This window comes from Providencia rettgeri (genome assembly GCF_001874625.1).
GTDB lineage: Bacteria > Pseudomonadota > Gammaproteobacteria > Enterobacterales > Enterobacteriaceae > Providencia > Providencia huashanensis.
The window spans coordinates 1,467,735-1,490,604 of the sequence record NZ_CP017671.1 but is presented as its reverse complement, the minus strand read 5'-3'; the positions used below and the strand labels follow the sequence as shown (position 1 = coordinate 1,490,604).

Here is a 22,870-nt window from a genome sequence, read left to right as displayed (position 1 = left end):
TAATGTAAGCGCACTATTCTACTCGGGAAATAGCGGCAAGCCAAACCACAGATGATACCAACGGGGTTGAATTTCATAGCGATAACGTAAAATTTTAATATTTTCTTTTTTAAACCATAAAGTTATCTGACCATTCTCTGCTGTGTTTAACCATTTAACGCCACTACTTTTATACCTAGAATAGACTTTTTGTGATGGAATTTTCCACGCACTGTACCTTGCAGAAGAAACTAATGCCAATGATGGTTTAACATTCCTTAACAATAAGGCGGTTGAGGATGTGCTACTTCCATGGTGAGGCGCAAATAAAATGTTAGAATGAAGTCTTGATTTATACATTTCAACAATTGATCTTTCACCTTGTTTTTCTAAATCTCCCGTCAATAAGATTTTATGGTACCCATCAGTTAATTGAATAACACAAGAATCATTGTTATGCGATATTTTTGATGATTTTTCAGGCCACAACACTTCAAATGTTAAAATCCCCCATTGCCACTTTTGCCCTTTGAAGCAAGGAAGATGCTGAATACGCTGTCTTTTCTTTAACTTATTATATTCATTAGAGTAATTACCAAAATTACTACGTATGCTTATCCACGGGTATTGCTGACTTAAATCTTTAACGCCCCCAGTATGATCCAGATGATTATGACTGAGAATAACAGTTAACGGTGTAATATTATGATGTTTAAGAAAGGGGATAACCTGCTTTTTTGCACTGCTGCTCCCTTTCCATATATTTCCTGTATCATATAAGAATGCTAGATTATTTTGTTCTATAACGACTGCTAAACCGTGGCCAATATCGAGTACAGTTAAGCTCCAATCCTTTTTTGGTGATTTACTATTCCCTCTTTCAGTTAGTATTAATATGAGGACACAGCCGCATAGCCCTAAGTAATTTTTGTACCACCGGTAAAGGATCACTAAAACAATAAGCCAACAGCTTACCAAAGCATAATAAGGCACATGACGTAATTCAAACCAAAAGCGGCTGAAGAATGGAATTGGCTTCAACCCCCATTCAATTACCTGATCAATAGCAAGTAAAATAACATTTTGTATCTCAGGAATTGGTAGTAAAAATAAGACAAATATAGCAGGAACTACTAACCAAGAAATAATAGGGACAAACCAAAGATTTGCAAAAAAACTCATTAGATTAATGCCATTAAACATTATAAGTTGCATGGGAATAAGTAGAATAAGTAAACCTATCTGTAAATGAGTTAATATAATAATTTTCCCTATTACTTTTTGTTGCGCAAGATGAGGAGATAAAGGTAAAACACTGGACCAATAGAGTATGGCTAAAACCGCAAAGCTCGATAGCCAAAAACTATCTGATAAAATTGATAACGGGTCTAATACTAAGATACCTGCAATGCTCCATAACGCCCATTGCCAAGAAAAATAATGAGATGTTTTTTTTCGAATATAAACCCATAACAATAAAGCAAAAAATGCCCGAGTTGCAGGGATTGCAAAATCAGAAACCCAAGCATAAAGAACAGCCAAACATACCCCTGACAATATTGGGATACTTTCATTTAAAAATGATATAGGTAATAAATATTGAATCCCCCTTACAATCAAATAACCAAATAAATAGGCTAAACCTATATGTAAACCAGATATCGCAATTAAATGAGTTAACCCTGTATTCTGTAATAGTAGAGAATGCTGTGGGGTCAATAGCCCCCTTTCACCAAACATAAGCGCATAAATAACACCTGCATTATTTAATGGTGATATTTGCTGTGAATAATAGTTAATAAGCTTTTGTCTAATAGAACATTGAGAGTCTAATATTTTTTGTTGCTGACTCTTCAGTAAACCAATTTGCCTTTTTGCTAATAGATAACGCTGTTGATTAAAACCCCCTTCATTTAAAGAACTATGTAAAGGATTAAGCTTTCCTACAATTTGCCATGACTGCCCCGCGCATAATGGCGCCTTAGTCTTCCATAAAGCATATAATGGAGGAAAAATAATTTTAGAGTTTATTCTATCAATACGTACCTTATGCTTATATTCCTTTTCTGCTAACGGAATACTTATAACGGTAAGGTCAATTTTGTGGTTTTTCTCAGATAGAAAATACATTTTGTTTTTAATATCAATACAATGCCAGTTTCCCCAAATAAACGATATGATAACCAATGAGATAAACTTCCCCACCTTATTAGTCATATAAAAGATTAAAAATAAAGTAATGATAAAAATACAAGTAATTGTAACGTTTAAACTTATAAGTTCAGGAATAAATAATAAAGGTAATACCCCAGTAATTACCGCTAATGCTGCCAATGATAATGATAGTGATTTTTTATATTTACCTAGCCAATAATGAATAGTGTGATTAATAGCCCAGTTCTTCCCCCCTCCCTGTCCTTTCATATTTGGCTCCTTTTACCCATAATCTAGAGCCCAATCTAAAACTTAACTATTTATTCAATAAGTAGTTAAGATAGGTTTTGAGTCGCGCTTCGTAATAAGTTATTCAGGAAAAATACAGTATTCATTAAAGTGGGAAGCGCCTCGCAATTTATTTCAATACTTATCAATACCTGTCGTGTTTAAGCCTACATCTACATTTATAATCCCATCTAGAGCGATTGATTTCTTTTTCCATTTTTCAATGAGCGAAAGCTATGAGGTCAAGTATTTGATTCCCAGTGTTAGGTGTTAGGTGTTGGGTGTTGGGTGTTGGGTGTTGGGTGTTGGGTGTTGGGTGTTGGGTGTTGGGTGTTGGGTGTTGGGTGTTGGGTGTTGGGTGTTGGGTGTTGGGTGTTGGCCAGATTATAAAAAAACAGCGCTATACAATAATATGCAAGCGCTGTTTTGATGTAATAATTAAGATTTATAGCCCTTTATTGGCCATAAATATTTACACGATCACGTAATTCTTTACCTGGTTTAAAATGAGGAACATATTTACCTTCTAGCTCCACTTTATCACCAGTTTTTGGGTTACGGCCAACGCGTGGTGCACGGTAGTGAAGAGAAAAACTGCCGAAACCACGAACCTCAATACGCTCACCACCGGCTAACGTATCAGCCATATGCTCAAGAATTTCCTTTACAGCTTCCTCAACGGTTTTTGCTGAAAGATGAGACTGCTGGCTAGCCAGTCTTTCAATTAATTCAGACTTGGTCATAGTACCTCCCTAAACTACCGTTACAAAGGGGCAATTCTATTACTGCCCCACTTAATTATTCGCCTTTAGCTGCTTTGAAAGCTTCAGCCATTGCATTGTTGCCGAATGCAGTATCTTCTTGTTTGTTCACAGCTGCGACAGCGTCTTTCTCATCCGCTTCATCTTTAGCACGAACAGACAGGTTGATTACACGGTTTTTACGATCAACACCAGTGTATTTAGCTTCAACATCATCACCAACGTTCAGAACCAGAGTTGCATCTTCAACACGGTCACGTGAAGCTTCTGAAGCACGCAGGTAACCTTCAACGCCCAGAGTCAGCTCAACAGTTGCACCTTTAGCGTCAACTGCGATTACTTTACCAGTAACGATAGCGCCTTTCTTAGTAGCTGCTAAGTAGTTATTGAATGGATCTTCAGCTAACTGTTTAACACCTAAAGAGATACGCTCACGCTCTGCGTCAACTTGCAGAACAACAGCTGCGATTTCATCGCCTTTTTTGTATTCACGAACTGCTTCTTCGCCTGCAACGTTCCAGGAGATGTCAGATAAGTGAACCAGGCCATCGATGCCGCCGTCCAGACCGATGAAGATACCGAAGTCAGTGATAGACTTGATTTTACCTTCAACGCGGTCGCCTTTGTTGTGAGTTTCTGCAAATTGCTGCCATGGGTTAGATTTGCATTGTTTTAGGCCTAAAGAGATACGACGACGTTCTTCATCGATATCCAGAACCATAACTTCAACAACATCACCAACGTTAACAACTTTAGATGGGTGGATGTTTTTGTTAGTCCAATCCATTTCTGAAACGTGAACCAGACCTTCAACGCCTTCTTCGATTTCTACGAAGCAACCATAGTCAGTCAGGTTAGTAACGCGACCAGTCAGCTTAGTGCCTTCTGGGTAACGTTTAGCGATTGCGACCCAAGGATCTTCGCCCAGTTGTTTCAGACCCAGAGAAACACGAGTGCGCTCACGGTCGAATTTCAGAACTTTAACATTGATTTCATCACCAACGTTGACGATTTCGCTTGGGTGTTTAACACGTTTCCAAGCCATGTCAGTGATGTGCAGCAAGCCGTCAACACCGCCAAGATCAACGAATGCACCGTAGTCAGTAAGGTTCTTAACGATACCTTTAACTTCCATGCCTTCCTGCAGGTTTTCCAGCAGTTGATCGCGCTCAGCGCTGCTTTCAGATTCAATTACAGCACGACGAGAAACAACAACGTTGTTGCGTTTCTGATCCAGCTTGATTACTTTGAACTCAAGCTCTTTGCCTTCCAAGTGAGTAGTATCACGAACTGGGCGTACATCTACCAGTGAACCTGGTAAGAACGCACGGATGCCGTTAAGTTCAACAGTGAAACCGCCTTTAACTTTACCGTTGATAACACCAGTTACAGTTTCAGCTTCTTCGTAAGCTTTTTCCAGCATCAGCCATGCTTCATGACGTTTAGCTTTCTCACGAGACAGGATAGTTTCACCGAAACCATCTTCTACTGCATCCAGAGCTACATCGATTTCGTCGCCAACTTGGATTTCTAGCTCACCCTGAGCATTTTTGAACTGTTCTACTGGGATAGCAGATTCTGATTTAAGACCTGCGTCTACCAGTACTACGTCTTTATCGATGGCAACGACAGTACCACGAACGATAGAACCAGGACGAGTTTCAATATTCTGCAGGGATTCTTCAAAGAGTTGAGCAAAAGATTCAGTCATATTAATGATCTTCAAGAGTTTTTAATTAACGTCCACTTAGCTTCCCGCCAAATGGGGTTGTTTCACATACCCCACAACATTCCATGTCGCAAGGTTGATGCTATGCTAATAAAATAATCAACATAGCGGTAAGTGCGTATATTATCTAATTATAAGCTAAAATAAAGCCTATTATCACGATAATTGTAGAATTTTTTTTGCATAGGTGCGTGCTTTTTCAATAACTTCCTCAATTGACATACTTGTGGAATCCAGCACTAATGCATCTTTCGCAGCAATAAGGGGCGCAACTGAGCGATTGCGATCACGGTAATCGCGCTCTTCAATTTCGCTTAAAAGACGTTCAAAATTAACATCAAAGCCTTTCTCTTGCAACTGCTTCATGCGACGATGCGCTCTTTCTTGCGCAGAAGCATCAAGGAAAATTTTCACTGGGGCATCAGGGAATACAACAGTTCCCATATCTCGACCATCGGCAATTAACCCAGGGAATGTTCTAAATGCACGCTGGCGTCGTAATAGAGCTTCACGAACACGGGGAAAAGTTGCTGTTTGCGAAGCCGTATTTCCAACGGTTTCTGTTCTAATCTGATTTGAGACATCCTCACCTTCAAGGATCACTTTTAAGATATTCCCTTCAGGAACAAAGCGTACATCTAAATTAGCCGCTAAAGGAACTAGCCCATCCTCAGATTGAATATCAACATGATGATGTAATGCAGCTAACGCGAGTACACGATAAATTGCACCGGAGTCTAGAAGTTGCCATCCAAATTCATTTGCTAATGCTTGGCAAAGTGTACCTTTGCCTGCTCCGCTAGGTCCATCAACGGTGATTACAGGGGCTATCGCCACCATAAAAAGTCTCCTTTTCTGCACATAGCATCCGCTACCTGCAATTAAAATCAGTAGAGGTATTATACCAATTCATCAACTTTGTGAAATAAGCAGGTTCTGATGATTGTCAGAAAATAAGAGAATATTGATTAAATTAAGTTATTGTTGGACTGGTACTGAACAAACATATCAGCCCAACAAAAGTATTAACTTAGGCGAGCAAGCTGCTCGAAATAATCTGGAAACGTTTTGGCAGTGCAGCCTGGGTCTAAAATAGTGACAGGAGTATCTGATAACGCCACTAATGAAAAACACATAGCAATACGATGGTCATTGTAAGTTTCAATTTCTGCGTGTTGTAGTTTTTTGGGTGGAACAACACGGATATAATCATGCCCCTCTTCCACTTCAGCGCCAACTTTTCGTAGCTCAGTGGCCATCGCGTATAACCTGTCAGTTTCTTTTACACGCCAGTTATAAATATTACGAATAACTGTTTCGCCTTCAGCGAATAACGCGACAGTCCCTATTGTCATTGCTGCATCAGGGATTTCATTCATATCCATGTCAATACCGCTCAAAGTACCACGTTGGCACTCAACGTAGTCATCACCCCAGCGAATCGTCGCGCCCATTTTCTCCAACACGTTGGCAAACTTAGTATCACCTTGCAAACTATTACGGCCAATACCAGTGACACGTACAATACCACCTTTAATAGCAGCAGCGGCTAAAAAGTAAGAAGCCGAAGAAGCGTCACCTTCCACTAAATATTCACCAGGTGATTGATATTGTTGCTGGCCTTTAATTACAAATTGTTGATATTGATGATTTTCAACAATAACACCAAAAGTTTTCATTAATGCTAGCGTTATATCAATATAAGGTTTAGAGACTAACTCACCAATAATGGTAATAGTCGTATCTTGCTCTGCACGAGGAGCCGCCATTAATAATGCCGTTAAAAATTGGCTAGAAACCGAACCATCGACTGAAATTTTGCCACCGACAAAACCGCCTTTTAAACGAATCGGCGGATAATTTTCTTGTTCTAAATAATCAATAACTGCCCCGCCTTCCCTCAAAGCATCCACTAAGTGCCCAATGGGACGCTCTTTCATACGGGGTTCTCCGGTCAGAATAATATTATTGTGGCTCAATGATAATGCCGCTGCCAGCGGGCGCATTGCTGTCCCTGCATTACCTAAAAATATTTCTAGTTCATCCGAATGGGATAAGTTACCGCCTAGACCTTCCACGCAACACCGTGTTTTATCATCCGATAATTGGTAACTAACCCCTAATTGGCTTAATGCATTCAGCATATGGCGAATATCATCACTGTCTAATAAATTAGTCAGTACGGTCGTCCCTTTAGCCATCGCAGCAAGTAACAGTGCACGGTTTGAGACACTTTTAGACCCTGGCAAATTAATTGTGCCATTAATTGAAGAAATTGGTTGTAATGTCAGGGATTGCATAAAAGGTGTTTTCTCCAGTGAAATTGCAAGTAAAATCAACCGAGCCCTATTTTCTTTTTAGTTAGCTACAAGAGGGCTCGATTATTAGCTGAACATCCTATCAGCCAGTTTATACTCATCATTTTTCAGGTTGCATGCGTGTTGGCCATTTTCAACGAACCGAGCTACATCGTGTACCAATGCCCCTCATCTATTTTCGTTTATCACCGACATGCAACCCAAATTATGTAGAGCTTAATAAAGAGTGTTATGCGTTATGGCGTTCAAAATCTGCCATAAAATCAACCAAAGCCTGTACACCAGCTAATGGCATAGCATTATAAATGGAGGCTCGCATTCCGCCTGCCACTTTATGACCTTTCAGTGAAAGCAGGCCTTGTTCTTTCGCTTCTTCGATAAATTTGGCATCCAATGCAGGGTTTTGCATTTGGAATGGCACATTCATCCAAGAGCGGTTTTCTACTGCCACACGGTTTATATAAAACTGGCTATCATCAATAGCATTGTAGAGTAATTGTGATTTTTCATAATTACGCTTCGCCATTTCTTGTAAGCCACCTTGTTCTTTCAACCACTTAAAGACCATACCTGATAGGTACCATGCAAATGTTGGCGGTGTGTTGAACATGGAATCATGTTTTGCTAGTAATGTATAATCAAACACTGATGGCGTCTGTGGAGAGGCTTTGCCCAGTAGGTCTTCACGAATAATGACAATTGTTAACCCAGCAGGCCCGATATTTTTTTGTGCACCCGCATAGATTATGCCAAAACGGCTGACATCAATCGGTTTTGATAAAATAGAAGATGAGTAATCAGCAACAATAATTTTGTCTTTCGGGAAATCAGGTTCTTCGTGGAGGGCTAAACCGCCAATCGTTTCATTAGGGCAATAATGGACATAAGCAGCATCGTCACTTAAAGGCCATTCACTCATTGGTTTTAGGCTCACAACGCCATCTTTTTCTTCAGCAATCTGAATGACGTTAGGTTTGCAGTATTTCGCTGCTTCTTTCGCAGCAGATTCTGACCAATAACCACTGACAATGTAATCAGCCGTCGTTTTGCCACCTAATAAGTTCATCGGGATAGTAGCAAAGTGGGCACGGGCACCGCCATGACAAAATAGAATTTTATAATTACTTGGCACATTTAATAAATCACGTAAATTTTGCTCAGCTTCTTTTGCAACTTCAACAAATTCTTTTCCGCGATGACTCACTTCCATCACTGAAACACCTAGACCTTGCCAATTACAAAATTCTTGTTCAGCACGACGCATGACTTCGACAGGCAGCATCGCTGGACCTGCACTGAAATTATAAACCTGACTCATTGACCTCACCCTATCTTCAATAATTATGATTAATAAAACTCACTCAGATGCTTCAAGTTGTACCACTCCACGCCTTTAGCTGCAACGCTTATTGTGAATTGATAGTAAAAAGTAATAGGGGAATTTTGGGTAAAATAAACAAAAGAATTTTGTTAATCTCGTCACATTATCGACAACCATAATTTTATGAAGAGATTAACAATAAATAAGGAATAATATCCCGAATCATCTTGTCGATTTTGTCTTCGGGATATTTATTGAAATGAATTTTTTATTTATAAAAAGCGGAATTAACTAATTACTTTACTAACGATCTCGATAGCTTCTTTTTCAATAAGGCGTAGATGTTCTTCGCCACGGAAACTTTCACAATAAATTTTGTATGCTTCTTCTGTCCCTGATGGCCTTGCTGCAAACCAACCGTAATCGGTCATAATTTTTAAGCCACCTATCGAGGCGCCATTACCAGGTGCTGCGGTTAAGCGCTGTGTAATTTTATCACCCGCTAGCGTATCTGCGGCTACCATTTCTGGAGATAATTTACTTAACTTAGCTTTTTCTTCGTGAGTCGCTTTCGCTTGGATACGGTTGTAAATCGGTGCACCAAATTTTTTCGCGAGGTTATTATAGCGTTGCTGAGGGTTTTCACCGGTAACTGCTGTAATTTCTGCGGCTAATAAACAAAGAATGATACCATCTTTATCCGTTGACCAAGGTGTACCATCAAATTTCAGGAACGATGCCCCAGCACTTTCTTCCCCACCAAAACCGAGTTGACCACTAAATAAACCATCAACAAACCATTTAAAACCAACCGGTACTTCTACCAATTCACGACCAATATCACTGACAACTCGGTCAATCATCGCACTAGAAACCAGCGTTTTACCGACAGCAACATCTTTCCCCCACAGAGGCCGATGCTGGAATAAATAGTCAATCGCAACAGCAAGGTAGTGATTTGGGTTCATTAACCCATCAGGGGTGACAATACCATGGCGGTCGTAATCAGGATCATTTGCAAACGCCAAATCAAACCGTTTTTTCATCCCTAATAACCCTGCCATAGCCCAACTTGATGAGCAATCCATACGGATAACACCATCATGGTCAAGTGGCATAAAACGGAAAGTTTGGTCTAGTTGATCATTTACGATTTCAATATTTAATTGATAATGCTCAGCAATTTTTTTCCAATATTCGATACCTGAGCCACCTAGTGGGTCAACACCGATTTTTAGCCCTGATTTGGCGATAGCCTCCATATCAACAACTTCGCCCAGTGCTAATACGTATGGCATAATTAAATCTTGCTGAATAACATATTCACTTGCGATCGCAGCATCAAAACTTAGGCGCTTAACCCCCTCGAGGTTATTTACCAGTATTTGATTAGCATTTTTCTCAATAACCGAAGTTAAATCTGTATCCGCAGGCCCGCCATTTGCTGGATTATATTTAATACCACCATCTTCAGGTGGATTATGGGAAGGCGTGATCACAATGCCATCAGCAATATTTTGGTGTGACTGGTTGTAACTTAAGATTGCATGGGAGATGGCTGGAGTTGGTGTGAAACCATTGTTCTCCTGAACAATTACATGAACTTGATTGGCTGCTAGCACCTCAACCACAGTAATAAATGCCGCTTCAGATAAAGCATGTGTATCTTTACCCACAAAGCAAGGGCCTGTTACCCCTTGTGTTTTGCGCAAATCAGCAATAGCTTGTGCAATTGCCAATATGTGATTTTCATTAAAATTTTTACGTAATGAGCTACCACGATGCCCAGACGTACCAAATTTAACCGCCTGAGAAGCGTCCCCTGCTTGCGGCTGCTGAGTATAATATTGAGCGGTTAATTGAGCGACATTGATCAAGTCACTTTGAAACGGAAGCTGCCCTGCACGTTCATGTATTGTCACTGGTTTTCTCCCAAAGCACTGATGCTTTGTTTTTCACATCAGTGATATTTCAGTTTTAAATGGTATTACTCACTTTTTCAATCACATTCGCAGGGAACTGCATTTCCTGCATGATGGCATCAACCATACTACGTTTGCGATTAGTATTTGTGTTCGTGATCACCCAATAAGGGGTCCCCGGAATATGACGAGGCTTAGACTGTTTACCCGCAGCAAGCAACGTTTGCTCATCGCCGGCAAAATAAATACGAGTTCGACCATGCATTAATTCTGTAGCGCTCGCAAAGCGCTTAGCATCTAAACTGTATAATGTGGACAGAATTAACATAAACCGGTCAATTGCTTTGCTTTTTTCTGCATAAGCATCGGATAACAATAATTCCCTAACAACCCTAACTGGGTTTTGTGCAACAGCAGGTGTACTTATCGCCAGTTCAGTTTTAGTTACTGGTTGTGCCTGACCGACTTCTTTTACTTGTACTGGCTGCCCGGACTTGAAATTTAACATACGGCGCAAGATATCCGATGCACTTTCACCGATATGCTGTGTATGGCTCGCAATATAGCGGTAAAGCTCTTCATCAACTTCTATCGTTTTCATTTTTTCCCAGTACTTTATTTTAACTAAAATTTGCGGTGTGATTATAAGACAGATTTAAAAAAAACAAAACAATTAAAATTTCAATAACTTAAAGTAAACACTCCTCTAAGTTTAAAGATAATTCAGTATGTTATCATACCATTACTTTACTCATTTCATCACAGTGACCAAGTTCAATTTTCTTAAATTCTTTGCATAAAAACATTCTATTAACCCAATTATTGAATTGTTCACCCACCGAAGAAGATTATTTGACTATTTGGATTTTATCCCTAGCCATGCCATGATAAAGCTACTTGTATCACTGATAAATTGATAAAACAAATATGACTGTGTTACTCAACCATACTATTCATAAACCTGAAAATCCAATCTCTAATAACCCTGTTGTATTAATTCATGGGCTATTCGGTGACCTGCATAACTTAGGCGTGTTAGGCCGTGATTTACAACAATATTTTGATACTATTCAAATTGATGTTCGCAATCATGGTGATTCATTTCGTGACGACCAGATGAGTTATCAACAAATGGCGCAAGATGTGATTAACCTTATAAAGTCATTAGGTTATAAAAATGCCATTTTAATTGGTCACTCCATGGGGGGGAAAATAGCAATGGCAGCAACGGCTTTAGCCCCTGATTTTATCACTCAGGTAGTTGCTATTGATATCGCCCCTGTCGCTTATCAAGTTCGCCGCCATGATAAAATCTTTGCAGCTCTGGATGCAGTTACTGCGGAGCAAGCTAAAACTCGTCAAGAAGCGACAACCATTATGCGTCACCATATCAATGAAGATGGCGTTATCCAATTTCTCCTAAAATCTTTTAAGCAAGGTGAATGGAAGTTCAATTTGCCCGCACTAAAAACGAATTATGAGAAAATTATTGGTTGGGAAACCGTCCCTGCATGGAATAAACCTGTATTATTAATTCCTGGAGGAAATTCACCTTATGTACAAGCCGAATATTCCGATGAAATCGCTCAACAATTTCCTAAGGCCAAAGCTTGGGTTGTTGCGGATACTGGTCATTGGGTACATGCCGAAAAACCGGATCATGTGTTAAGAGCAATCCACCGTTTTTTGGCTATTCCAAAATAATAAATCATCATGAACGAGATATTGAAGATGAACTTTCATTCTCAATATCTCTAATAAGATTTATTTTTTAATTATTTTTTTTCAAACTAAACAATAAGACTAACTTCAATACACAGATAATTGTAATCACTGTATTATCCAAATTTAAAAGCCCCTTCTTCATCGCCAATGTTAAATTGATTTTTTCAATATACATTTATGTTTATGCATGTAATAAAACCAAGGGAATGATTAATACAGAAAATGGAAACCGCCAAATCACAATCAACATTATATTTTATTAGTGTTATCGCCAAGTTGTCAGGGCAAATAAACCCTAAAGAACTTGAGGAAACGCTAAAGCAGTCTATTAATTATAATGAAAAACTCAAAATCATTAAAAAAAAGTATCATATTAACTGCAAGAATAAGCATCAAAAAAATAAAGATATCGCCAAAATAGTCTGTCCGGCTATTTTATATAACACCCAGGGTGAAGCCTTCTTGTTAGCTAATCGCAATCAAGAACAAGTCTTAGTACAGCAAATGGGTAACCTCCCCCCTGAGATTTGGAGCATTGAAGAGCTACAACAACGATGGAGTGGTGATTGGTTGCATGTAAACCTGAAGCAAGGGCAATTTGATATATCTTGGTTTCAAGCAGAGTTTATGAAATATAAATCTATTATTTTATGGGTTTTGTTTTTTTCATTTATCTTACAAATATTAGCTTTGGTTTCTCCTATTGTTATGCAAGTTATTATGGATAAAGTATTAATTCATAATAGTTTAGTGACATTAGATGTGCTAATTTTCGGTTTAATTGTTGCTGCATTTATTGAAGTTATACTAAAAGGGTTACGTGAATACGTTTATCATCATACGGTTAATCGAATAGACATGACATTGGGTTTAAAATTAGTTAATCATTTACTACGGTTACCTATTCCCTTTTTCAAAAACCGTCAAATAGGTGCAATTGTTACCCGTGTAAAAGAATTAGAAACTATTCGCGAATTTTTAACGAGCAGCTTCTTTACATTATGTGTTGATGTATTATTTTTATTTGTATTTATTTTCGTGATGAATTTAATATCAACCACTCTAACATTAATCTTTCTATGCTCTATTCCTTTTTACCTTTTATTAGCTTGGTGGTTAACACCTAAAATTGAAGCCGCCGCTCAACAGCAATTTACTAACATCGCAATTAATACCTCTTTTCTTACCGAAAGCATCAATGGTATTGAAACAGCCAAAAGCTTATCGGTAGAACCTAATTTTACTCGCCGATGGGATGGTCAAACATCCGATATGAGCCATACTAATTTTGTATCAGGGCAAATAAGCTCACGCTCTGAACACTTAGTCATGGCTATTGAAAAAATCACCAGTGCTATCGTTTTATGGGTTGGGGCATCTGAGGTATTAGCTTTACAAATGACTATTGGCCAATTTATCGCGTTTCATATGATGGTCAGTCATGCCAATCAACCTTTAGTCAAACTCGTAAAATTATGGGGGGACTATATTCGTACAGGTGTTGCTATTGAAAAGCTATCGCAAATTATTAATCTCCCCGTTGAACAATCCAGGCAAGAAAACAAGCAGTCAATTCAAGGGAATCTATTTATAAAAGATGTCTCATTCCGCTATCAACCCAATATGCCTTATATCCTTAAAAACTTTAACTTAAATATTAAAGCAGGGGAAACCATTGGCGTTGTCGGTACTTCAGGCTCAGGGAAAAGTACTCTAGCTCGGTTACTGTTACGGCTTTATACCCCTGAAAGCGGCGCCATTTATGTTGATAACATGCCTTTGTCGGCAATTAATCTACATTCACTAAGGCAACAAATAGGTATTGTATTACAAGAAAACTTTTTATTTAGCCAATCTGTTTTTCACAATATTGCCCAAACGGCCCCCAATGCTTCGATGGATGACGTCGTTCATGCAGCGAAGATGGCCGGTGCTCATGACTTTATTTTAAAATTACCTATGGGATATGACACCGTACTGGCTGAAGGGGGGACGTCTCTTTCCGGCGGTCAACGACAGCGTATTGCCATTGCACGTACCTTACTTGCTAACCCTAAAGTCATTATTTTTGATGAAGCCACCAGCGCTTTAGATGATGAATCCCAAGCTGTTATTCAAGAGAACATGCATGTTATTGCAAAAGGAAGGACAGTTATTACCATCGCCCATCGCTTATCAACCATTCGCCACCATCAGCGAATTATTGTCATGCAACGTGGAGAAATTATAGAACAAGGCAGCCACCAGCAGCTTATTGAACAAGGTAATTTCTATAAACATTTATGGACCCTGCAACAATCCTTAAAACCGGACATGGACGTAAAATGAAACATCGATTAAAACAAAACCGCTATAACAGTTTTTTGCCTTCCCATTTGGCAATTTTAAAAACCCCCCCTTCCTATTTGGCCTTGTGGGTGGCAATATCAATTAGTTTTGGTATTTTCATTGCCGTTGCTTGGTCATTTTTTGGTAAACTAGATATTCAGGCAACTACCCAAGGTAAATTGATTGTTTCTGGGCGTACACAATTAATTCAAGCGTTTGAATTAAGTCGCTTAGAACACATTCATGTTGCAGATGGGCAAACCGTCAAACAAGGTGATCCATTACTTACGGTTAATGTGCTAGGCGTCGACCAAGATATTCTTAGCTTAAATTATCAACATAATTTCCAAATTGCCGAAACTCTCATTCATCAAGCCCTGTTATTGCAACAACCGATTGATCAATTACCTCAATTTCATCAATTAACTGAAGCTGAGCAAAAAAGTGCCCTCTCTAGTTACCAAACTCAACAAATAGAGTTTGCCTCTCTCATTAATGAAATTAGTAATGAAATTCAATTAAATATTGTCAATCAGCAAGCTAGGAAAAATGAGTTAAACACGATTAACGCGCTAATCAATAATATAAAGCAACGACTTGATGCTCATCATTCATTAACGCAGAAACAGTTAATCAGCCAGAAAGAATTTTTAGAACAAGAACGAGAGCTACTTATCGCTAAAAAAGAGAAAGTTACCAAGCTCTCTGAATTATCCATTCTTGTCAGTCAGCACCATGCCTTAACTGAAAAACAAAGTAGGATAAAGGCACAGAAAAACCAAGAATGGGATGAAAAATATAAGCAAGCGGCTTTTAAACAAGCCTCCTTAGAACAAGAACTATTAAAAAATCATGAAAGAAATCAATTAGAAATCATCCGAGCTCCTGTTGATGGCACTGTTCAACAATTAGCCACTCATACTTTAGGGGGAGTACTACAACCCGCTCAGCAATTAATGGTTATAGTGCCTAATAACCATGTTCAATTAGCTGAAATTAAAATTTTAAATAAAGATATTGGCTTCATTCATGAAGGTTTAAAAGCCGAAGTCAAAGTCGATGCCTTTCCTTACACCCGTTATGGCACCATTGACGGTGAGGTTCTCTCTATTTCACGGGATAGCACGCAAGATGAAAACCTTGGCTTAGTGTTCTTAGGTCAAATAGGCCTTAATAAAAAACAACTGTTAGTTGATGGTGAACAGATTGAGCTCACTCCTGGGTTATCTATCGTGGCCGAAATAAAAACCGATAAGCGCCGAATTATTGATTACCTACTTAGCCCTATCAATGAATATACCTCGAATGCAATGAGAGAAAAATAATCGATGGAACAGATAAACAACCATGGCTTGGATGCCTTAGTTTGGGTGGCTAATTATTACCAAAAGAATGTTTCGACAGACCAACTCAGGCATTCAATTGGTATGCAAACTCTTTCGCCTACAGAGTGGGAGATCAGAGAATGTGCCAATACACTAGGCTACGAAACAGAACTCATTGCTATACCATATACACAGTTAGCAACCATCCCCCTTCCCGCGTTAATCTATACGCAAGGGTCATGGCAAATCTTGCAACAAGAAAAAGACCTCGTACTCATCAACCCTGTAAACAACGAAATCAAGTTAATTCAGGCTGATGATTTTAATAATGAAGCTGAAATCGATATTTTATTGCTTAAAGAGCAACAAGAGCCAGAGCAAAAAAGAGCTTTTGGGTTTAGCTGGTTTGTTCCTTCTATTTTGCGTCAACATGTTAAATTACGAAATATCTTTATTCTATCAGCCATTATTCAGCTTTTCGCCTTAGTTAGCCCTCTACTATTTCAAAACCTTGTAGACAAAGTTTTAGTGGGGCGAAGTTTATCCAACTTACATGTTATTGCATTGGCAATCTTCGCTATTGCCGTTGCTGAGCCAATATACGGTTTTATTCGCAATAAAATTTTTAGTCATACCAGTAGCCAAATCAGCGCCGAATTATCAGGGAAAATCTATCGGCATTTAATGGCGCTCCCCTTAAATTATTTCAAATTAAGGCCAACAGGGAAAATCATCGCAAGGATACGTGAGCTAGCGCATATACGGCAATTTCTGACTGGCTCAACTTTGATGCTATTTATTGACTTCATTTTTGTGATCCTCTTTATTGCGGTTCTATTTTCCTATAGCAGCCTAATGTCATGGATTTTACTCGGTTCGATGGGGGTTTTCTTCATTTTATGGATGATACTTGGGCCAATTATTCGTCAGCAAACTGAAAAGTCTTATCAAGCAGATGAAAATGGGCTCACGTTTCTTACCGAAACCATTACAGGAATTGAAACGGTAAAAACTACAGCAACTGAAAAATATTTTAATCAACGATGGAAAAAAATATTCAGTAAACAACTAAGACAAAGCTTTAAAGTCTCAATGCGCAGTGAAGTAGCCTCTCAGTTAATGACATTAGTGAGTAAAATTACAACTGCAATTATCTTGTGGGTTGGGGTCAAAGAAGTTTTAAACGGTGGAATATCGCCTGGGGAACTCGTCGCCTTTAATATGCTAAGTGCCCATGTTACTCAGCCCGTGCTAAGGTTTGCGCAAGTTTGGCAAGATTTTCAACACACTATAATTTCACTTCGCCGTGTTGGGGATATACTCGATAAACCAGTTGAAAATGAACGTAAAGGCATTGCGAGCACTGCCAGCATTCAAGGGAAAATTGAGTTTCAAAATATTCGTTTTCGTTATCAACCTGATATGCCAGAGGTTCTCAATAACCTGTCGCTATCCGTTAAAGCAGGGGAATTTATTGGGATAACAGGCCCTTCCGGGTCAGGGAAAAGTACTCTGACAAAATTATTGCAGCGTCTTTATGTACCACAACATGGTCAAGTTATTGTCGATGGCATGGATTTAGCTGTAGCAGATACGGTTTCATTACGCCGCCGTATGAGTGTTGTTCTGCAAGAAAGTATGCTATTCGTCGGCTCTATTGCAGATAATATTCGCTTAAGTGCCCCGCAAGCTTCGGATGAAAAAGTTATTCATGCTGCAAAATTAGCAGGCGCTTATGATTTCATAATGGAGCTGCCTGACACGTTTAATTCCCCCTTATCAGAAAAAGGCCTTAACCTATCAGGTGGGCAACGTCAAAGAATAGCTCTGGCACGTGCTTTACTAACAGAACCAGATATTTTGATATTAGATGAAGCAACTTCGGCATTGGATTACGAGTCAGAAGCGGCAATTATGGCAAATATGCCGCTAATCACCCAAGGCAGAACCGTTATTAGTATTGCTCATCGACTTAACACTATTATGCATGCTGATAAAATTTGTGTTATTTGCCATGGGGAAGTGACAGAAATGGATACTCATGAGAATTTACTCAAATTAAAAGGCCTGTATGCCAACTTATGGCAGCAACAGACACAATGATTATGTCTAAAAAAGCACCCCCCATACTGTAAGTGGTGCTTTTTTGTTAAATGTGTGTTTTTTTTAACCTATTGAATACACTAGCCTAGTATGCAGCTATAGCACTAGGGGATTAGCTAGGGTATCATTGCGCGCTGAATTACTGGCACACCCCTTTAGCAGTTATAGACATGGCAAAAGAACAAACTGATCGTACTACTCTGGATTTGTTCGCTGAGGAACGAAGGCCTGGGCGACCTAAGACAAGCCCGCTATCACGGGATGAACAATTAAGGATCAACAAACGTAACCAGCTAAAACGCGATAAAGTCAAAGGATTGCGTAGAGTTGAGTTAAAACTGAATGAAGAAGCTGTCGCTGTATTGAACCAATTAGCTGAAGATAAAAATATAAGCCGTAGTGAATTGATCGAAGAAATTTTGATGTCACAACTTGAACAGGTTAATGAAGCGATACGCAAATAGTGTCATCTTGATAAATCACACAAATTTGACAGACTTAGACGCATTTTTTCGCCAGAATAAGGCGTAATATTATATTTATTTTCGTTCTAAAAGAGCTATAGAAGATCAGCACTAACTTCTATCTCCCTTAGAAAAACAAGAGGTTAATCACTTTATGGCAGTCATAGGCATTTTCTTCGGAAGTGACACAGGTAACACAGAAAATATTGCCAAAATGATCCAAGAAAGACTAGGCAAAGATGTAGCAGAAGTTCATGATATTGCTAAATGTAGCAAAGAAGATATCGAAGCTTTTGACATTCTACTTCTGGGTATTCCTACTTGGTATTATGGTGAAGCTCAATGTGATTGGGATGATTTTTTCCCAACTCTCGAAGAAATTGATTTTGAAGGTAAACTTGTCGCCTTATTTGGTTGTGGAGACCAAGAAGACTACGCAGAATATTTCTGTGATGCGATGGGAACCATTCGCGATATCATCGAACCTCGTGGTGCTGTTATTGTGGGTCATTGGCCAACTGAAGGTTACCACTTTGAAGTATCCAAAGGTATGGCAGATGACAATCACTTTATTGGTTTAGCCATTGATGAAGATCGTCAGCCTGAACTAACTGATGAACGTGTCGATGCATGGGTAAAACAAATCTCTGAAGAAATGTCCTTAGCAGAAATTATCGGCTAAGGCATATGAAATAGAGCCTAACCCATAGATCAGCTCACTTGTCGCTCTAAACGCATCATTCAAACAAGTGATCTAGTCTAAAATAGCCGATAAAGCATCCTAATAGGATAGGCTCTCAAGAGATTATCAAAATAATGAGACAAAGCATGGTTTCTATTTTTATTTTCCATGCCTATAATTGTAAAACAGTTTAGAAGACAACTGAATTTATGTTAAAAACGTCTCATTATTGTTAAATTTATGATTTAAGATACAGGACAAACCCGCATGACAGACAACAATAAAGCATTGAAAAATGCTGGACTCAAAGTCACTCTTCCAAGACTTAAGATTTTGGAAGTACTTCAAGAGCCTGAGTGCCACCACGTCAGTGCGGAAGATCTCTATAAAAAGCTGATCGACATGGGCGAAGAGATCGGGCTAGCTACCGTATACCGTGTATTAAACCAGTTTGATGATGCAGGTATCGTAACCCGCCATAACTTTGAGGGTGGAAAATCTGTATTCGAATTAACTCAGCAGCATCACCATGACCACTTAATCTGTTTAGATTGTGGCAAAGTGATTGAGTTTACTGACGAATCTATTGAAACTCGCCAGAAAAATATCGCCGCTCGCCATGGTATTAAATTATCTAACCATAGTTTATATCTATATGGCCATTGCGCAGATGGTGATTGCCGTGAAAATGCTGACGCACACGAAGCAAAAGAGTAAAAGAATCACAAGGTATTGCTACCCTATGAATAAATCATAGTAGCGACAAACGAAAAACCCCTGATAACCATGCTATTGCTAAATGTTATCAGGGGTTTTTATTTCCATAAATTATATTGTTATTCACACTATATTGGTGATTAAGCTCACTAATCTTCTGACAACTTTCACTTAAATCGCCAAATATCAGCACAGAGCTTGCATATTTAGCGCTCGATAATAAGTTGCAATTCAACCCAAATCCTTTATATTATTTTACATATGAATTTTCTTATATTAGAAATTATGCTGCCTTTATTAGTATAGGTACATAAATATCATCATAGATGATTTCCAATATATCAATAATATAAAATTTATATGTATTTAGCTTATTAACTCATTATAATTGTATTATCTTAAATTACAGTTATTCTTTAGTCTGTAACGAAGACGTTATATTACATTTTTTTTGTGTAGTCATTTTTTTTGACTAAACTCATTTATGTAGCTTTAGTCATTTTGTAAGAGATTAACTGATGAAAAAAACCTACCTTTTTCTTAATACTAGTTTTTTCTTCTGGTTTCTTACTTTGATAGGATGGTTTTTTAGTTACTCTGCCATCACCTTATTTTCATTTGTATTATCAATTTTGTTCTTGATCTTACACTTCAATCAAAAAAAGGTAAGTAAAATGTTCACCAAAAGACAAAACAAACCAACCCCTGAAGTAACCCCAACACCAACCGCTAGCACGCCCGAAGCACCCGCTAAGCTAGAAGAACAGATTACAATAGCAACCCCGACTATAAGTGAAGAGAAATCCAATACCATCATCTCAAGGGATGTCATTTTTGAAGGTAATATTACCTCTAATGAACAAGTACATATTTATGGCAAAGTGATTGGTAACATTATAGGGAAAAATAATACAGTGAAGGTCATGTTAAATGGCCAAGTTACTGGGAACATTACCAGTAAAGAGTTGATTGTTAACGGGCGAGTTGAAGGGGAATGTTTATCTGATTCGATAAGCATCGAAAATAATGGTGAAATTCATGGAACCATTCAATATAGTAATTTATCTATTAAGAAAGGTGGTATTTTATCAGGGCAAGCAAAAGTAAAAGAGGCTACTTTACATAATGAAAAAGTAACCCAATTAAAAGATAGGGTAAAACACGATCTTCACACCCCTACCGATAACATCGATAAAGACATCGCTTCTATATAATTATTAATAAATCTAAGTATTGTTTTAACCATTCAAAAAAGGTGAAATATATTCACCTTTTTTATTCAATCACCATTCCCTTAATATACGTATAATTAACTATTTCATTACATCATTTAATATTTAGTCTGTATGTTATTTCTATTTTTAGTAGATCACTGCCAAAATAATTAATTTAAAGCAGCAATCTACTCTCAAAAAAATTGATATTAAAATACAGTAAATGGCATCATCACCATAAATTTAATATCTTTTTCATCTTGGAAGATATTGCCATAACCACCGCCATAGCTAGGAATATCTGTATGGTTATCATATTTAGTAAAGTGCAACTTAAATAGTGTGTCTTTTGCACGGCCTGATTGTACTGTATATAAAATATCAAAGTTCCAAGCGCTTTCTCTTAAACGCACATCCTGAGCGTATTGTGAGTTAGTGCTCGGTTTTGCATCCCAACCATAAATATAGGATGTCCCAACTTTCCACCCTGCTAAATCCCAATTTTTTAAATCATACATTACACCTGCATACACCGCTTTTTCATTGTTCGCATTCCAATCAGAGCGGCCATCCCACCATATATCCATACGGCCGTTTGACGTCGCCCAACCCGGTGTCATACGTTGTAAAAAATAACCTTGGTTTCCTTCAGCTTTAACATATGTCCCTTCAACCTTAAAATCGAATTCGTCATAGGTATAACCTAATGTCATCGCTTGTAACCATGCTAAACCATCGTATACGTCATTAACGCCACCGTCTGAAACTTTATCTTTCGAGCCATAAAATTGATAAGAAAGACGTAAATCGCGGTCAACTACAGGTACTGCATATGATACCTTCGCAAAATACTGGTCCATATAATCCTTTGCTTGACCGTATGAACCTTCTAACACTAATGAATTTTTAAAATCATATTTAAAACCAATAGCATGTAAATAACTGATCCCTGTTTTACCATCCGCTTCTCGGAAATTGTACATATCACGATACCAAGGGGCTTTATAGCGGTCAGCCCATATGTACGACATGCTAAGTTCACCACTTTGCTCAAAATCAAATACCCCACCAACCTCTACCCCTCGGTAAGTTCCTGGCATATAGCTCCAATGAGAAGCAAGCAGTGTTTGCCCTGTTGGTTGAATATAGCCCCCTCTTCCCCAAAAAGGCCCATACTTCATTTTTGCCGCGGCTTTATAAATACTCACACCACTGCGGTCGCCTTTATATTTTTCATCCCAGCGTGTCTTTGCATCACTGAAACCAATTTCATTGGGAGCCGCAGGCCCACTATTGGATAATTCGATTGCGGTAAAACCAGCCAAATCTAAGCCAATAAAGTCCTGAAAATAACCTGAGGAAAAATCAAGGCTAGCGTTGAAAGTCGAGTGCTTAAGGTTATCTGCATATTTTTTATATTTGTCGCTATTTGGGTCTAAATCTTTACGTGAACGATCCCTTTGCCAATAGTAGAGTCCACCTTTTAGTGTCGAATCTTCCAAAAATTGCTCTGCTTGCATGATAGGATGATAACCAATTGGCAGCATAGCGATGGCTATTTTTAAGACGAGCAGTTTCCTGCCAGTATTGACATGTTTATTAACCATTCTTGTATTCCTCTAATAATTTTTAGTTTTAATTTTTCGGCCGAAATACGATTTAACTTTCCTTTTAAATCTAATAATTCACAATAACTTAAGCTATTTGTGATGTATTTAGCCTATTTTTTGCGACGCGAATTATCAACACAGATACTGGCTTTGTTGCCAAAATATGATCAGCGACACATTAATTTTTTTTAGTGATGGTTATCAATATTGATTACTCAATAAAAAATAAA

At 38.4% G+C, this 22,870-nt stretch carries 17 protein-coding genes; 8 read left to right on the top strand and 9 right to left on the bottom strand.

The annotated features are described in order from the left end of the window. Positions 1-18: 18 nt before the first annotated feature. From RB151_RS06615 to seqA, 8 genes are all read right to left on the bottom strand, one after another. Positions 19-2,313, bottom strand: a complete 2,295-nt coding sequence (locus tag RB151_RS06615) for a DNA internalization-related competence protein ComEC/Rec2 (RefSeq protein ID WP_237071517.1) — start codon at positions 2,311-2,313, stop codon at positions 19-21. A 563-nt stretch (positions 2,314-2,876) separates the two neighbouring features. Beyond that, positions 2,877-3,164 (bottom strand): integration host factor subunit beta, encoded by a 288-nt coding sequence (gene ihfB / locus RB151_RS06605; protein WP_042846474.1) that lies wholly within the window; start codon positions 3,162-3,164, stop codon positions 2,877-2,879. Between the two features lie 55 nt (positions 3,165-3,219). Next, positions 3,220-4,893: a 30S ribosomal protein S1 gene (rpsA, locus tag RB151_RS06600; protein ID WP_004909559.1), complete on the bottom strand. Its 1,674-nt coding sequence runs from the start codon at positions 4,891-4,893 to the stop codon at positions 3,220-3,222. A 174-nt stretch (positions 4,894-5,067) separates the two neighbouring features. Beyond that, on the bottom strand, positions 5,068-5,751 hold the full coding sequence (cmk, locus tag RB151_RS06595) for a (d)CMP kinase (RefSeq protein ID WP_042846475.1): 684 nt from the start codon (positions 5,749-5,751) through the stop codon (positions 5,068-5,070). A gap of 185 nt (positions 5,752-5,936) precedes the next feature. Then, positions 5,937-7,211, bottom strand: a complete 1,275-nt coding sequence (aroA, locus tag RB151_RS06590) for a 3-phosphoshikimate 1-carboxyvinyltransferase (protein ID WP_042846477.1) — start codon at positions 7,209-7,211, stop codon at positions 5,937-5,939. A gap of 247 nt (positions 7,212-7,458) precedes the next feature. Continuing rightward, positions 7,459-8,547, bottom strand: coding sequence for a 3-phosphoserine/phosphohydroxythreonine transaminase (gene serC / locus RB151_RS06585; RefSeq protein ID WP_042846478.1), 1,089 nt, complete (start codon positions 8,545-8,547; stop codon positions 7,459-7,461). Between the two features lie 290 nt (positions 8,548-8,837). Beyond that, on the bottom strand, positions 8,838-10,472 hold the full coding sequence (gene pgm / locus RB151_RS06580) for a phosphoglucomutase (alpha-D-glucose-1,6-bisphosphate-dependent) (RefSeq protein ID WP_042846479.1): 1,635 nt from the start codon (positions 10,470-10,472) through the stop codon (positions 8,838-8,840). A 55-nt stretch (positions 10,473-10,527) separates the two neighbouring features. Next, positions 10,528-11,073, bottom strand: coding sequence for a replication initiation negative regulator SeqA (gene seqA, locus RB151_RS06575; protein ID WP_071547888.1), 546 nt, complete (start codon positions 11,071-11,073; stop codon positions 10,528-10,530). A 326-nt stretch (positions 11,074-11,399) separates the two neighbouring features. On the opposite strand from seqA, the gene ybfF reads away from it, so the two are divergent. The 8 genes from ybfF (at position 11,400) to RB151_RS06535 (ending at position 21,030) form a co-directional block, all read left to right on the top strand. After that, positions 11,400-12,176 (top strand): esterase, encoded by a 777-nt coding sequence (ybfF, locus tag RB151_RS06570; protein ID WP_042846481.1) that lies wholly within the window; start codon positions 11,400-11,402, stop codon positions 12,174-12,176. A gap of 243 nt (positions 12,177-12,419) precedes the next feature. After that, entirely contained in the window at positions 12,420-14,525 is a 2,106-nt protein-coding gene (locus tag RB151_RS06565; RefSeq protein WP_071547887.1) for a peptidase domain-containing ABC transporter, read from the top strand. Continuing rightward, complete coding sequence (locus RB151_RS23460) at positions 14,522-15,850, top strand: HlyD family type I secretion periplasmic adaptor subunit (RefSeq protein ID WP_147681654.1); 1,329 nt, start codon at positions 14,522-14,524, stop codon at positions 15,848-15,850. The genes RB151_RS06565 and RB151_RS23460 overlap by 4 nt, the downstream gene beginning before the upstream one ends. A gap of 3 nt (positions 15,851-15,853) precedes the next feature. Continuing rightward, positions 15,854-17,953 (top strand): type I secretion system permease/ATPase, encoded by a 2,100-nt coding sequence (locus tag RB151_RS23455; protein ID WP_048606590.1) that lies wholly within the window; start codon positions 15,854-15,856, stop codon positions 17,951-17,953. A gap of 170 nt (positions 17,954-18,123) precedes the next feature. After that, on the top strand, positions 18,124-18,417 hold the full coding sequence (ybfE, locus tag RB151_RS06550; protein WP_042846485.1) for a LexA regulated protein: 294 nt from the start codon (positions 18,124-18,126) through the stop codon (positions 18,415-18,417). A gap of 154 nt (positions 18,418-18,571) precedes the next feature. Next, positions 18,572-19,099: a flavodoxin FldA gene (fldA, locus tag RB151_RS06545; RefSeq protein ID WP_042846486.1), complete on the top strand. Its 528-nt coding sequence runs from the start codon at positions 18,572-18,574 to the stop codon at positions 19,097-19,099. Between the two features lie 267 nt (positions 19,100-19,366). Further along, positions 19,367-19,816: a ferric iron uptake transcriptional regulator gene (fur, locus tag RB151_RS06540; RefSeq protein WP_042846487.1), complete on the top strand. Its 450-nt coding sequence runs from the start codon at positions 19,367-19,369 to the stop codon at positions 19,814-19,816. 674 nt (positions 19,817-20,490) lie between these two features. Beyond that, entirely contained in the window at positions 20,491-21,030 is a 540-nt protein-coding gene (locus RB151_RS06535; protein ID WP_225832874.1) for a bactofilin family protein, read from the top strand. A 209-nt stretch (positions 21,031-21,239) separates the two neighbouring features. On the opposite strand, the gene chiP is transcribed toward RB151_RS06535, so the two are convergent. Next, the gene (gene chiP / locus RB151_RS06530; RefSeq protein WP_042846489.1) at positions 21,240-22,637 is read right to left on the bottom strand and encodes a chitoporin ChiP; all 1,398 of its coding nucleotides are present in this window, start codon (positions 22,635-22,637) and stop codon (positions 21,240-21,242) included. Between the last annotated feature and the right edge of the window lie 233 nt (positions 22,638-22,870).

What these genes read in the sequence shown, in the direction of transcription:
- ihfB (WP_042846474.1), bottom strand. Translation starts at nt 3,164, where the DNA reads ATGACCAAGTCTGAATTAATTGAAAGACTGGCTAGCCAGCAGTCTCAT.
- rpsA (WP_004909559.1), bottom strand. Translation starts at nt 4,893, where the DNA reads ATGACTGAATCTTTTGCTCAACTCTTTGAAGAATCCCTGCAGAATATT.
- cmk (WP_042846475.1), bottom strand. Translation starts at nt 5,751, where the DNA reads ATGGTGGCGATAGCCCCTGTAATCACCGTTGATGGACCTAGCGGAGCA.
- aroA (WP_042846477.1), bottom strand. Translation starts at nt 7,211, where the DNA reads ATGCAATCCCTGACATTACAACCAATTTCTTCAATTAATGGCACAATT.
- serC (WP_042846478.1), bottom strand. Translation starts at nt 8,547, where the DNA reads ATGAGTCAGGTTTATAATTTCAGTGCAGGTCCAGCGATGCTGCCTGTC.
- seqA (WP_071547888.1), bottom strand. Translation starts at nt 11,073, where the DNA reads ATGAAAACGATAGAAGTTGATGAAGAGCTTTACCGCTATATTGCGAGC.
- ybfF (WP_042846481.1), top strand. Translation starts at nt 11,400, where the DNA reads ATGACTGTGTTACTCAACCATACTATTCATAAACCTGAAAATCCAATC.
- RB151_RS06565 (WP_071547887.1), top strand. Translation starts at nt 12,420, where the DNA reads ATGGAAACCGCCAAATCACAATCAACATTATATTTTATTAGTGTTATC.
- RB151_RS23460 (WP_147681654.1), top strand. Translation starts at nt 14,522, where the DNA reads ATGAAACATCGATTAAAACAAAACCGCTATAACAGTTTTTTGCCTTCC.
- RB151_RS23455 (WP_048606590.1), top strand. Translation starts at nt 15,854, where the DNA reads ATGGAACAGATAAACAACCATGGCTTGGATGCCTTAGTTTGGGTGGCT.
- ybfE (WP_042846485.1), top strand. Translation starts at nt 18,124, where the DNA reads ATGGCAAAAGAACAAACTGATCGTACTACTCTGGATTTGTTCGCTGAG.
- fldA (WP_042846486.1), top strand. Translation starts at nt 18,572, where the DNA reads ATGGCAGTCATAGGCATTTTCTTCGGAAGTGACACAGGTAACACAGAA.
- fur (WP_042846487.1), top strand. Translation starts at nt 19,367, where the DNA reads ATGACAGACAACAATAAAGCATTGAAAAATGCTGGACTCAAAGTCACT.
- RB151_RS06535 (WP_225832874.1), top strand. Translation starts at nt 20,491, where the DNA reads ATGTTCACCAAAAGACAAAACAAACCAACCCCTGAAGTAACCCCAACA.
- chiP (WP_042846489.1), bottom strand. Translation starts at nt 22,637, where the DNA reads ATGGTTAATAAACATGTCAATACTGGCAGGAAACTGCTCGTCTTAAAA.